The 13639-nt window shown below is 31.8% G+C and carries 13 protein-coding genes; 4 read left to right on the top strand and 9 right to left on the bottom strand.

Annotated features, from left to right (window positions below):
• The first annotated feature begins 79 nt into the window (after positions 1 to 79).
• The 4 genes from ACXAG4_RS00535 to proB are packed head-to-tail and all read left to right on the top strand — an operon-like array spanning position 80 to position 2342.
• On the top strand, positions 80 to 517 hold the full coding sequence (locus tag ACXAG4_RS00535) for a GNAT family N-acetyltransferase (RefSeq protein WP_475294132.1): 438 nt from the start codon (positions 80 to 82) through the stop codon (positions 515 to 517).
• A 10-nt stretch (positions 518 to 527) separates the two neighbouring features.
• Positions 528 to 719: a hypothetical protein gene (locus tag ACXAG4_RS00530; protein WP_475294131.1), complete on the top strand. Its 192-nt coding sequence runs from the start codon at positions 528 to 530 to the stop codon at positions 717 to 719.
• A 35-nt stretch (positions 720 to 754) separates the two neighbouring features.
• On the top strand, positions 755 to 1561 hold the full coding sequence (gene proC, locus ACXAG4_RS00525) for a pyrroline-5-carboxylate reductase (RefSeq protein ID WP_475294130.1): 807 nt from the start codon (positions 755 to 757) through the stop codon (positions 1559 to 1561).
• Between the two features lies 1 nt (position 1562).
• Positions 1563 to 2342: a glutamate 5-kinase gene (proB, locus tag ACXAG4_RS00520; RefSeq protein WP_475294129.1), complete on the top strand. Its 780-nt coding sequence runs from the start codon at positions 1563 to 1565 to the stop codon at positions 2340 to 2342.
• Between the two features lie 86 nt (positions 2343 to 2428).
• Here proB and ACXAG4_RS00515 read toward each other — a convergent pair whose 3' ends face one another.
• The 9 genes from ACXAG4_RS00515 to ACXAG4_RS00475 form a co-directional block, all read right to left on the bottom strand.
• Positions 2429 to 4366 carry a DUF349 domain-containing protein gene (locus tag ACXAG4_RS00515; protein ID WP_475294128.1) on the bottom strand — a complete coding sequence of 646 codons (1938 nt, stop codon included), beginning with the start codon at positions 4364 to 4366 and terminating at the stop codon, positions 2429 to 2431.
• 94 nt (positions 4367 to 4460) lie between these two features.
• The gene (locus tag ACXAG4_RS00510) at positions 4461 to 5204 is read right to left on the bottom strand and encodes a shikimate dehydrogenase family protein (RefSeq protein ID WP_475294127.1); all 744 of its coding nucleotides are present in this window, start codon (positions 5202 to 5204) and stop codon (positions 4461 to 4463) included.
• On the bottom strand, positions 5201 to 6220 hold the full coding sequence (locus ACXAG4_RS00505; RefSeq protein WP_475294126.1) for a DUF368 domain-containing protein: 1020 nt from the start codon (positions 6218 to 6220) through the stop codon (positions 5201 to 5203). The genes ACXAG4_RS00510 and ACXAG4_RS00505 overlap by 4 nt, the downstream gene beginning before the upstream one ends.
• Complete coding sequence (locus ACXAG4_RS00500; protein ID WP_475294125.1) at positions 6220 to 7140, bottom strand: polyprenyl-phosphate transporter; 921 nt, start codon at positions 7138 to 7140, stop codon at positions 6220 to 6222. The genes ACXAG4_RS00505 and ACXAG4_RS00500 overlap by 1 nt, the downstream gene beginning before the upstream one ends.
• A gap of 53 nt (positions 7141 to 7193) precedes the next feature.
• Positions 7194 to 8582, bottom strand: coding sequence for a tetratricopeptide repeat protein (locus ACXAG4_RS00495; protein WP_475294124.1), 1389 nt, complete (start codon positions 8580 to 8582; stop codon positions 7194 to 7196).
• A 155-nt stretch (positions 8583 to 8737) separates the two neighbouring features.
• Complete coding sequence (locus tag ACXAG4_RS00490) at positions 8738 to 9919, bottom strand: aspartate aminotransferase family protein (protein ID WP_475294123.1); 1182 nt, start codon at positions 9917 to 9919, stop codon at positions 8738 to 8740.
• Positions 9920 to 10008: 89 nt separating this feature from the next.
• Positions 10009 to 11772 (bottom strand): OstA-like protein, encoded by a 1764-nt coding sequence (locus ACXAG4_RS00485; protein ID WP_475294122.1) that lies wholly within the window; start codon positions 11770 to 11772, stop codon positions 10009 to 10011.
• A gap of 112 nt (positions 11773 to 11884) precedes the next feature.
• Positions 11885 to 13159: an adenylosuccinate synthase gene (locus ACXAG4_RS00480; protein WP_475294121.1), complete on the bottom strand. Its 1275-nt coding sequence runs from the start codon at positions 13157 to 13159 to the stop codon at positions 11885 to 11887.
• 13 nt (positions 13160 to 13172) lie between these two features.
• Positions 13173 to 13625 (bottom strand): Fur family transcriptional regulator, encoded by a 453-nt coding sequence (locus tag ACXAG4_RS00475; protein WP_147131029.1) that lies wholly within the window; start codon positions 13623 to 13625, stop codon positions 13173 to 13175.
• Between the last annotated feature and the right edge of the window lie 14 nt (positions 13626 to 13639).

Genomic DNA, 13639 nt, shown 5'->3' with positions numbered 1-13639 from the left:
ATTTTGCATGTCTATTTGTTATTTGAACACTTTGGTTTTTGGTATGTTTTACAGCCATTAATAGTTATACCATTATTACATGATTATTAAAACTTTTGACGCTTTTTCAAAGTTGTCAATTATAGAAATTAATAAAGTAACCAACTTTATATTAGCTAATTATGCCCAGTTTAGAGAAACTAAAACGGCCATACGCAAATCTATTTTGTATGCTATTAAAGAAATATCGGGTTTGGGTGGTTTTGTTTTTTTGGTAGAACATAATAATGTTATTGTAGCAGCTGCTGTAGTTAATAAAACAGGCATGCATGAATATTTAGCTGAAAACATATTAGTGTATTTAGCTGTACAAGAAGAGTACCGAAGACAAGGTATTGGTGATATGTTGGTAAAACATATTTTGTTGTATTGCAAGGGAGACATAGCAATTCACATTCATAAAGATAGTAAGGTTATTGAGCTTTTTGAAAAACATGGTTTTAAACCAAGAAATATTGAAATGCGATTAAAAAGATAAAAAAAACAACATGGGAATTATAAAAATTAAAAGAAGAACAGTAGTAGAACAAAGGTATGCTAAAAGTATGGGTGTATTAATTACACAAGTTACATACATAAAAAAACACATTTTAGGAATGCCTTTTAAAACACTGCACAAATATCGTAAAACGTATTATGGTAAAGTAAAAGACTGTAGAGACTGCGTTTTATTTGTTTAGAAAAAATCAAAATTAACAAATAACTAAATAAACAAATGAAAATACTAGTAATTGGCGCCGGTAACATGGGCCTAACGTATGCCGAAGGCATGTCTAAATCCAAACTGTTAAAGAAAAAAAACATTATGGTTTTAGATAAATCTGAAGAAAAATTAAAAGAACTAGATCAAATGTCGCAGTTTGATGCTTTTAAAGAATTAGAAGACTGTGTGCCAAAAGCAGACATCATTTTTATGGCAGTTAAGCCATACCATGCCGAAAGTGTATTTAAAGCCATACAACCCTTAGTAAAGCCACAACAAATAGTAATCTCTATAATGGCAGGTGTTACCATTGAAACAATGAAAAACCTAACAGGTTTAAATAAAGTTGTTAGGGCAATGCCAAACTTACCTGCAAAAATAGGTAAAGGTTTAACATCATACGTTACTTCGGCTGAGGTGTCAAGAATTGAAAAATTAACCATTGAAAGCCTTTTAGATACCACAGGAAAATCTATTGAAGTGTCAACAGAACAACTCATTGATGCCTCAACAGGAATTTCAGGTAGTGGGCCAGCTTACGTGTTTTATTTTATGCAAAGCATGATGGAAGCTGCACTACAAATGGGATTTTCAAAAAACGACTCGGTAACCCTTGTAAGCCAAACATTTACAGGGGCTGTAGAATTATTTAACCAATCAAATTTATCGCCAAATTCATGGATGGAGCGTGTAGCTTCAAAAGGAGGAACTACCAGAGCTGCGCTAGATTCTATGGAAGATAATAACGTAAACACATTAATTAAAGAAGCTGCTTTTTCTGCATTTAATCGTGCAGTAGAGTTAGGTAAAGAACATTAAAATGGCTAAAGAAATTAAAGAAAGAATAGTTATTAAAGTTGGTACTAATGTTATGACCAACAAAGATAACAGAATAGTAAGACCAGTTTTAAAGCGTTTAGTATCACAAATTGCCGAACTTTATGAACGCGATATTATGACAATTTTAGTGTCTTCAGGTTCTGTAATAGCAGGTAAAGAGGTACTTGGCAAATCTAAAATTGAAGATAATACGCAACGTAGGCAAGTATATTCGGCCATTGGGCAACCTAGAATGATGCGTTTGTATTACAACATTTTTCATGATTATGGTATGAAATGTGCCCAAGTATTACCAACAAAACGCGATTTTAGTCCTGGTGTTCACAGGCAAAACATGATTAACTGTTGCGAAGGGTTACTTTCTGAAGGGGTTATTCCTATTGCAAATGAAGATGATGCTGTATCAGTAACCATGTCTATGTTTTCTGATAATGATGAGCTTGCAAGTTTAATTGCGCAATTATTAAATGCAGATAAATTAATTATTTTAACTGATATTGACGGACTTTATACGGGCCACCCGGAAGAAGATGACAGTAGTTTAGTAAAAGATGTTAGTCCAGAAGAAGACCTTTGTAAATATATTAAAGATAGTGGCAAAGTTGAAGGCGAGGGCAGAGGAGGTATGGGTTCAAAGCTTGATTACGCACAACAAGCTGCAGCTAAAAACATACCTACTTTTATTGCAAACGGCAAAAAAGATAATACCATTATTGATATTATTGATGGAAAATCTATTGGTACAAAAGTGTCTTTGTAGATTTTTCATACAAATGGAATTAATTAAAAAAAGGCTTTATAAAATGTAGCTACATTTTATAAAGCCTTTTTAATGATGTTGTTTTTTTAGTATAGATTTTTAATTTTTTGAAGCTTACTTTTCCATACGTTTAAAGCATCTTTATGAGATTTTATGTTGTTTCTAACTTCTTTCACCAAAGGGTTGTCATCATCAACATTTGTAAAAAATTGCAGGTTATTTTCTAACTGATTAATTTTACCTTTAACTTCATCAATTTTCTTTCTTATAAAAATACGTTCGTTATCTAAATCTTTAGTGTTTTCAGTTGTATCAATATTATCAAGTCTGTTTTCAAACTTAATCATTTCCACCTCATTTTTTTCAATTTCTAATGAAGCAAATAATTCATCAATGGTTTTTTGAAATTTTCCTTCAATATAACGCTTATCATTAGGTATTTTTCCAATAGATTTCCATTGGGTAATTTTATCTTTTAAAAACGCTATGTTTTCTTCTTTAGTGCCTTCTAATTTTAAATCTTTTAATGTGTTTAGTAATTCGTTTTTCTTATTGAAAGCTTCTAAAGTTTCTTTGTTTTGAGCATTTCTACTTGCGTGTAATTTATCAAAGTAGTGGTTGCACGCGTTTTTAAATTGTTTCCAAATTTTATCACTATCACGCCTTGGTACATGACCAATTTTTTTCCAATCGGCTTGTATTTTTTTCATTAAAGGCGTTGTAGCTTCATAATCTTCGCTATCCTTATTATCTTCAGCTATTTTAATAAGTTCTAGTTTTTTTTGAAGATTTGTGTATTGTTCCTTTTTTAGATCTTTATAGAAAGCATTCTTTTTTCTGTTAAAAGTTCTAACAGATTCTTTAAATTTTGCCCACGTATCTTCATTTACTTTTATGGGCACTTTACCGGCATTGAAAAAGTCGTTTCTTAGTTTTTCAATTTCCTTAATTTTCTTTTGCCAAGCATTGTGTGTATTGGCATTGTTTTGATTGGTGATAGCATCAATATTAGCTATTATTTCAAGTTTATGTTCTAAGTTTTTTTCGTAAACTTTATCAATTTCTTTAAAATAAACTTGCCTTTTGTCATTTATAACTTTGGTGGCGGCTTTAAAGCGTTCCCATATGGTTTCTCTATGTTCTTTATCAACAGGACCAAGTTCTTCTTTCCACATTTTATGTAGCTCTTGCAGTTCTCTAAAAGCATACATGGCGTCTTCTTCTTTGGCTAATTCTTCGGCGCGCTCAATTATTTTTAGCTTTTTTTCTAGGTTGTGTTTAAAATCTAAATCTCGTAAATCTCTATTTAGGTGAAGAAAATCATAAAAAATTTCAACGTGGTGGTGGTAGCTATTCCAGGCATTGTTGTATTTATCTCTAGGAATTGGGCCAGTATTCCGCCAGCGTTCTTGTAACTCTTTAAAGTGTTTGTATGTTGTATTTATGTTTTCATCAACATTAATTAAACCTTTTAGTTCTTCAATTATTTCTAGCTTTTTAGCTAAATTTTCTTTTAGGTTTTTTTCAATGTTTTGGTAGTGGTCATTGAGTTTTTTACGGTAATCTTTGTAGGCTTGTTTAAACCTTTTTTGAACCGGTGATGTGTAATAAAAATCTATTTCATTTCCACCATCGTTTATAAATTCTTCTTTTTTATCGTCTATTAACGCCTGAAATTTAGTTTTAAAAACACCATTTATTGTATCTACATGCGATTTTATAGCTTGAACTTTTTGATTTTTTAATAAGTTTTCAAGTTCTATAGCTAAGGCTTCCAAAGACATGGAATCGTATTCTTTTGCAGCAATTTTATGTCTGTCTTTATTGCCTTCGTCTTCGGCATCTTCAGCATTTGATTCTTCAATTTCATTTAATACATCATCATCGGTATTTTCATCAGTTTCAGTATTGTTTGAAGTCTCATTAGCATCAACATTAGTGGTTTCTAAAGTACCATCTGTTGATTCTTTATTTAGGTTGCTATCGGTTCCTTCAGTGTTTTGTAGATTATTAGTGTCAGACATTTTGAAAAATGTTAAGGTTCAAAAAAACAATTCTTTTAAACACTAAATATACTAATAAATAGATTTACAATGAATAAATTCTGAATTTAAAGTTTTACAATGTAAGATTCCAAATTTCCCAAGCTTTTTCAGCCTGTTGTTCCAGCATGTTTAAACCGTTAATAATTGTGGCGCCTTTTTGTTTGCCATGGTTTAAAAATTTGGTTTCTTCGGGGTTGTAAATTAAATCAAAAAGTACGTGGTTTTTTGTAATTGCGTTGTACGGAATGTTAGGGCAATCTTCAATGTTTGGAAATGTGCCTAAAGGTGTGCAATTAATTATTATTGAATGGTTTTCAATATCTTTTACGGTAAGTGTGTTATAGGTAAAGGTTATGCCTTTACGCATGTTTCTAGAAACATAGTTAAAGTCAATACCCAACTCATTTAAAGTATAAGCAATGGCTTTGCTAGCTCCACCTGTGCCTAAAATTAATGCTTTTTTATGTTGAGGTTTTAAGTGTGGTTTTATTGATTTTTCAAAGCCATAACAATCGGTATTATAGCCAACTAGTTTACCTGATTTTGTGACTTTAATGGTGTTTACTGCACCTATTTTTGCTGCTTTTTCATCAATATCATCTAGAAAGGGCATAACGGCTTGTTTGTAAGGTATTGTTACGTTCATACCTTTTAAACCTTGTGTGTTTTTTAAAATTGAAGGAAATAATTCTATAGTTTCAATATCAAAATTTTCATAGGTGGTATTGGATATATTTTCTTTTTGAAATTTTTCTTTAAAATAAGTTCTTGAAAATGAATATGAAATATTTTTTCCTAAAAGTCCTAATTTGTTCATGCTTTTACGTTTCTAGTTTTTTGTCCGTACCATTCTAAAGCTAAAACAATAATAACGCCAAAGGCAATAAATGCAATAGCTACAAGGGTTTCTTGGTTTATGTTAGGAATGAATCGTTTGTAGTTTTCAATAATTTTTTCGCCGTTAGAATCTAATATAAAATTACCGTTTAAATTGGTTTTGTAATTGGTTTTTTTCCAAGGCCAAACTACGCCTAAAGAACCAATAATAAAGCCCATTAAGAGTGAAATTGTTGTGTTACGGTAATGTTTTAGTACGTAATTTAATATATGTGAAAATGTTACTAAACCAACTACCGAGCCTAAGGTGAACACCGCTAAAACTTTAAGCATTTTTATGCGTTGCGGATTGTTTATAAATGAAAAATCGGCAGAAAGCACATTAAATAGTGTGTCATATAATGCATTAACCGAGTCTACCAATAGCAATACATAATTACCAAGTAAAATAAGAATAAAAGAGCCTGAAAACCCTGGTAAAGTCATACCAGATACACTAATTATGCCGCAAAAAAACACAAAAAACAGGTTGTCGTTCTCTCTGGCAGGATCTAAAAAACTTATACTAATACCTATTAAAATACCTATGGTTAATGATATGTATGCTTTTGTACACCAACCTTCAAAATCTTTACTCATGTAATAAATTGAGCCTATAATCATTCCGAAAAAAACACTCCAAACGTATAATTGGTAATTGATAATAAGGTAATCTAAAAGTTTTGAAATACTGAAGTAGCTTACAATCATTCCGAAGAAAAGTAAGCCTAAAAAGCGTCCGTTTATGTATTGATAAAAACTTTTAAACCTACCGTTAAGCAACAGTTTGAAAGCTTTGCCATTTATTTTTTGAAGTGAATAAATAAACTCTTCATAAAAACCAGCCACAAAGGCTACAACACCACCAGAAACTCCAGGAACTTTATTGGCAGCTCCCATGGCAAGTCCTTTCAATACTAAAAACACTTTATCTGTTAATGTTCTGGTACTTTGCATTATTGTTTTTTAGAACCTAATTTTTCTAATATAAAAATTGTGAAAAAGCCTACTAGCATTAAAGCTATGGCAAACGCTAATTGGTTATTACCATCAAATGAAAATGGCGAAATACTTTCTTGTAGCAATGGTGTTTTTTCGCCTTTAGAGTTTGTGTACCACGTAAGTGTATTTTTCCAAGGCCATACTTTGTTTAATGAGCCAAATATAAAACCCGTTAAAACCGCCAAGGTAGCGTTATGGTAATTTTTAAAAAGCCATTTTAAAACATGACTAAAACTTAATAAACCAACCAATGCACCTAGAGAAAAAATGATTAGTTTTTTTACATCAAAATCATGTATAGCGTTGCTTAACGTTTTATAAGCGCCTAAAATAATTAAAATGAAAGATCCTGAAATACCGGGTAAAATCATGGCACAAATGGCTATAGACCCCGCAAAAAATAAAAAATAATCACTCGTTGAGCTTTCCATTGAAGGTAATGATGAAATATAAAAAGCCGCAACAGCACCAACTATTAAAGCTACAACAGTGCTTGCATTCCATTTTGTAATTTGCTTACCAACAAAATAAATACTGGCAATTATTAACCCAAAGAAAAACGACCAAATGAGTATTGGATGATTTTCTAAAAGGAACTTTGCTAATTTCATAAAAGATACAAAACTTACAATAATACCACACATTAAGGCTAATATAAAGTTGCCATTTGCTTGTTGCCAAAACGGTTTAAGGCCTTGTTTAAAAAGCGTTTTAAAAAGCGGTGGTTTTATATTGCTAATAGTAGCAATTAATTCTTCGTAAATACCAGATATAAAAGCAATTGTGCCGCCAGAAACACCCGGAACAGCATCGGCAGCGCCCATGGCAATACCTTTTAAAGAAATTATAAGATAGTCTGTAAAACGTCTTTGCATTTGTTTGGTTTTTTATACAAAACCAAAGGTATACATTTTAGTTAAAGGTTTTGTTATAAGGTTTGTTTTATTATGTTTTTTACAACAATTCTGTTTGAAACATCAGGAAAAAGTTCATCTATTATAAATGAAAACTCTTGGTTAAATTTAAGTCCGTTTTTTAAATGAAATTTGCCTTTATCATTTTCATTTAATTTGAAATATAAACCTGCAAGCCTATATTCTAGTTCTGCATTTTCAGGATAAAATTCCATGGCTTGTTCAAAATTATAAATAGCGGCTTCGGCTTCACCTAATTGTATAAGTAAATCGCCTCTTGATAACCACGTGCTTAACTCATAATTACCTAAATCTAAGGTTTTTTTAAAGCCACGTTCGGCTTCTTCAATAAAATTTAATCGTTGATTTATTTGCGAATATAATTTCCAATAAGCTACATTTTCAGAATCTATATTAATAGCTTTATTTATATAATATAAAGCTTTTTGATAGTTTTTTTGCTTGTTGTAAAATTTTGTAATGGCAATCCAACCCTTGTCTAACAATGGGTCTTCGTGTACCGTTTTGTAGTAATATTGTACCGCAAGTTCATAATTTTTAAGTTTTTCATAACAAGAACCAATGCGCAAAAGGGCAAACGATGTTGGATCTTCTAGCTTTAAAGTAATGGTATAGTTTTCAATAGCCTCTTCATAGCGTTTTAAGCGTTCTAAAACTTTACCTCTTTCAAGGTATGCGCCTACAAAGCTATCATCTGAAATAATGGCAAAATCAAAGGCAGCTAGTGCTTTTTTGTATTTTTTTAGTGCCAAGTATTGTTTGCCTAATTGATGCCATGCTACTTCTGAATACGGGTTTTTATCTAAAAATATGTTTAAGTATGAAATAGCATCTTCATTTTGATTTAAAAACTCAAAGCAATAAATTATGTTGTAAAGCGCTGAATAGTCTTCAATATCTTCTTCTAAACATTTCATAAAATAAGTTTTTGCCTCTTCGTATTCATCTAAAAATAAATACTCCATACCTATAAGTGAATATAGGTCTACGGCATCATCAGTGAGTTCTAAGGCTTTTTTTAATACTTTAATTGCTTTAGTATGATTGTCTTTTTTTGAAAATATATTTGCCTTTTGAATGTAAATTTCTTCATTAGTGGGGTCTAAACTGTACAACTCATTAAGTAATGTGTCTGCTTCTAAAAGTTTATCTTCAAAAACAAAAACTTCAACTTTAAAAAGTTTTAAATTAACAGAGGTTGGATGTTGATCTAACCCTAGTTTTATGGCTTTTTTTGCTAAGGCTATTTTGCCTTGGTTGAGATAGTGGTGAATAATGTTTTCAAATTCTTCAGAATCAAAGAAAAACACATGATTTGTTTTCAACATTGATTCAAATTTGGTAAGCGGCAAATTGTGGTTGTCTTCTTGACTAAACTCCATAAGCACATTTGTAAATTTCTACACTAATAAATTTAAACTTCTATTGGTTTAATTTTGAAAATTGCTGTAAATGTTTTTAACAAAGTAATGAACAGTTTTGCTCCTTGGTGTTTTTTATGTTTGTTTTCTGATATTCAGATTTTTAAGGTGTGTTGTTAATTTGATATACTATTTAAAACGTTGATAATAATACTGCAGCCTTTTTTTATTTCTTCTTCAGAAATGGTTAAAGGCGGTGTAATTCTTACAGCTTTAGGTTCAAAAAGAAGCCAAAATAATATTAAACCTTCGTCTTGAGATTTTAGTATTAATTGATTGGTAATTTCAGCAGAATCTGTAATTAAAGCTAGCATTAAGCCTTTGCCTCTAATTTCTTTAATCAATGGGTGAATAAGTAGTTTTCTAAAAAGTTTTTCTTTATCTAGTGTTTGTGCTATTAAGTTAGTTTGGGTTATTTCTTTAAGTGTTGCTAATGCCGATGCTGCAATTACCGGGTGGCCACCAAAGGTTGTTATGTGCCCAAGTTTAGGGTTGTCCATAAGTAAATCCATGAGTTTGCCAGATGCTGTAAATGCGCCTATAGGCATGCCGCCACCTAAAGCTTTTCCTGTAACTAAAATATCTGGAATACAGTTGTAGTGTTCAAAACCAAATAGTTTTCCTGTTCTGCCAATGCCTGGTTGAATTTCATCTAAAATTAATAAAGCGCCAACAGCATTGCATTTTTTTCTAACCTTTGCTAAATAATTACTTTCAGGTTCAATAAAACCTGCGCCACCTTGAATGGTTTCTAAAATTACACAGGCTGTTTTGGTTGTAATTTGTTCTAAATCTTTTTCAGAATTGAAATTTATAAATGATACATCGGGCAATAATGGCCTAAAGGCTTGTTTACGTTCTTCATAACCCATAACACTCATTGACCCCATGGTGTTGCCGTGGTAGGCCTTATTTGCTGCAATAATTTGACTTCTACCTGTTGCACGTTTGGCTAATTTTAAAGCACCTTCAATAGCTTCGGTACCAGAATTGGTTAAATATGTTTTGTTTAAAGAGCTAGGTAAATTATTTGCTAATAGTTTTGTTAGTTGAACGGCGGGTGCTTGTATGTATTCGCCATAAACCATTACGTGTAAATATTTGTCTAATTGATTTTTAATGGCACTAACAACTTTTGGGTGGTTATGCCCAAGTGGTGTAGCTGAAACACCTGCAACAAAATCTAGAAAAGTTTTATTTTCTGTGTTGAAAATGTATGATCCTTTTGCGTGCGAAACTTCCATGGCTAAAGGATGCGGAGAGGTTTGTGCTTGGTGTTTTAAGAAGTTTTTATACATCTTTTTGTAGCAAAATTAATTTTTTTGTGTAGTTTAACTGAGGAGAACCATTCGACTAGTATTGTTTTATTTTAAAGTAGTTTTTGTATTTAAATTTGTTTTTTAAGCTGTTTTGGTTTTAACTTATCTTTTTTTGAATCTACTTTTTTTAGGATGATATTTTCTGAAGCCCTATTTCCCGCTTGATTAATACGTTCAATTAACGCTTCATCAAAAAAGTCTTTTGGTGGTTCATAATCTGCTAATCCTTTAATTTTTGGCAATTTTAGTGGCGGATCATCTTTAAACAAATCTTCAACACTTGTTGGTCGTTCTGTTTCGCGCCAATCAAAACCTCGTAGCTTTTTATCACGTTCTTTAAACTGAGATTCTGGTGTAAGTGTACCGTCTACTTGATTGTACCTTGTGTATTCCTCAATAGCGCCTTCATCAAAAAGTATGTTAATACTTCCAGCTTTTGCTTTATCTATGCCTATTAATTCTTGCTCATCGTTTCTTGCATAAAATATAGACTCTGCATTTTTGGTAATATCAACTTGCCTTAATTGGTTTTGTTCGTTAAATAAGCCTTTTAAGCGTAAGCCGTAAATTTGATTATATCCGTTTTCGCTAATGGTATCTTTGCTTATTATAAAAGCGTTTTCAAACACTAAAAGCGAGTCTAATTTTTCAGTTTTAGGGTTTGATATTAAATGAATAGTGTCACCAGTCATTTGGTTTTCTACATTCCACATAATGGGCTTTCTTTTTGCTGAAAACCTATCGGAAGTGCCAAATTTGCTCAAGTTTATAAGTTTTGTAATACCTGTTTTTTGATTTGAATGAATAGAATCTGCTTTTCCGCTTAAATCAGATTTATAAATTTTAGCATTATAATAGGCTCTAACAATTCTGTTTTCAGGTTTGCCAGTAACCATAATTTTATCGGCATGCATGTAAATAGAATCATTTTCTTGAACGGTGATGGCTAAGGCTTTTTTTGTTATAAAAACAGAATCTTTTTCTTCGCCTTTAAAAACTTCGGCATAATGCCCTTTTATAATGCTGTGGTTAAGTGTGTCTGTAACTTTTATATTGTTTGATGCCGATGCAAAGTTTTTGGCATTGTCAAGGTATAAACTATCACCTTCTATAATACGATTATCATAATTAATACGCGCGTTTTTTAAGGCGTAACCCACTTGGTTTTCGGTGTCATAAAATCCTTTTTCACAGTAAGTTTTACTTTCTGGGGTTGTAATGGTTGATGGTCCAAAAAGGTAAGCATGTCCAGTGTCAGAATAATAATCGAAATAATTAGAATTTATGGTAGAGCTATCATTTACCAAAACAACATTTTCAACAAATTTAAATTTGTTTTCTTGCATGTAATGCCTACCAATTTTGCTAGTAATTGTAACCGTTGAATCTTTTACAACCTTACCGTTACTTCGGTAAAAAGCTTCTTGTTTTAATCTGTCAAAATAAATAGTATCAGAAGAAATAGTTGTTTTTGGGTCTTTCAAAACAACCTCACCACGTGCTAATGCTAATTGTGTAATACCGCTATATTCAATGTATTTAGATGTCATATTAACGGTATCGGCTTGTTTCATTCTAACATTGCCATAAGCTTCAATAAAGTTTTCGTTGCCGTAATGAATGGCTCTGTCACACCAAAGCTCAATACTTTCGTGACCAACGTGAACTTGTTGAGAGTCGTCTCTGGTTAGTATTCTAGCGCCAGGGTAATTAACTTCATCAACGTTTAATCTACCGGCGTATTTTATTTCAATTTTCTTTTTACTTTGGGCGTTAATATTAAAAACGCCACAAAGAAATATTAAAAAATAAGTAAGAAGTTGCTTGTTCAAAATAAAAAATATTTACAGCAAAAATAACGATTATTATTACGTTTCATTATGTTGAAACAAAAAACGCTCCAAATTATTTTTGAAGCGTTTTTTTATGAGTTTAGAATTTTATTTATTTCCTAAAAATAGTTTGTTTTCTGTCTGGACCAACAGAAACAATAGTAATAGGAATTTCTAGTGCTTTTTCTAAAAAGTCTATATAATCATTTAATTCTTTTGGGAATTGTGATGCATCACTCATTTCGGTTAAATCTGCTTCCCAACCTTTAATTTCTGTATAAATTGGTTCTACATTTTCAGCTTCAATATTGTAAGGTAAATGATTAATAACTTCTCCATTGTATTTGTAGGCGGTACAAACTTTTAAGGTTTTGAAACCAGAAAGCACATCGGCTTTCATCATGTTTAATTGTGTAACACCGTTTACTTGACATGCGTATTTTAGGGCTACTAAATCTAACCAGCCGCAACGTCTTTTACGGCCTGTAGTAGCACCAAATTCATTACCAACACGCCCCATAGTATCACCATCTTCATCAAATAACTCAGTAGGGAATGGGCCCGAGCCAACGCGTGTTGTGTATGCCTTGAAAATACCAAATACTTCGCCTATTTGGTTAGGTGCAACGCCTAAACCTGTACAAGCGCCGGCAGCTGTAGTGTTACTAGATGTAACAAACGGATAGGTACCAAAATCTATATCTAATAATGAGCCTTGAGCACCTTCAGCTAAAATAGTTTTAGCATTTTTTTGAGCTTGGTACATGTATTCTTCAGAATCTATAAAGGTTAAAGATTTTAAAACATCAACTGCTTTAAAAAATTCATCTTCAAGTTCTTTTAAATTATACTCTATGTCTACGTTGTAAAACGAAATCATAGATTCATGTTTATCGGCTAAATTTCTGTAACGTTCTTTCCAATCGGCTAATTCTAAATCGCCAACTCTAATGCCGTTTCTTCCGGTTTTATCCATGTAAGTTGGCCCAATACCTTTAAGTGTTGAACCAATTTTGGCTTTTCCTTTTGAAGCTTCGCTTGCGGCATCTAATAACCTGTGTGTTGGTAAAATTATATGCGCTTTACGCGAAATTAAAAGTGATTTTTTGTAGTCTATATTTTGTTCGGCTAATTTATCTAATTCGCCTTTAAAAATAACAGGATCTATTACAACGCCGTTACCAACTAAGTTAGTAGCATCATCATGAAAAATACCTGATGGTATGGTGTGTAAAACGTGTTTTTTGCCGTTGAAAACTAAGGTGTGTCCTGCATTTGGACCACCTTGAAAACGTGCTATAATGTTGTAGTTGTTAGTTAATACGTCAACAATTTTTCCTTTGCCTTCGTCTCCCCATTGTAGTCCTAGTAGTAAATCTACTGCCATTGTAAAAAAATAGTTATTTAGTTGATTTTCTGTTTCCGTAGAAATAAAGCGAATGGTTGTTTATTTCTATATCAAAAACTTCTTCTATGGTTTTTTTTATTGATTGTATTCTTGGGTCGCAAAACTCTATAACTTCGCCAGTATCAGTTAAAATAACGTGGTCATGTTGTTTATCAAAATACGATTTTTCATAATGCGCCTGACTTTGCCCAAACTGGTGTTTTCTAACCAAACCGCACTCTAAAAGTAGTTCAATAGTGTTATATAATGTTGCTCTAGAAACTCTATATTTTTTGTTTTTCATATTTAGATATAGAGATTCTATATCAAAATGTTCTTCGTTGTTATAGATTTCTTGAAGTATAGCGTAACGCTCAGGTGTTTTTCTGTGCCCGTTACTTTCTAAAAAGCTGGTAAAAACGCTTTTAACTATTTCTTGATTTTTATTATCTGCTTTTGCACTCATAATTTTTCCGGAGC

The sequence above is a fragment of the Seonamhaeicola sp. ABD4_175 genome (assembly GCF_056160885.1).
Note: the sequence above shows the minus strand (reverse complement) of the source record. Positions and strands in the feature narration are given on the sequence as shown.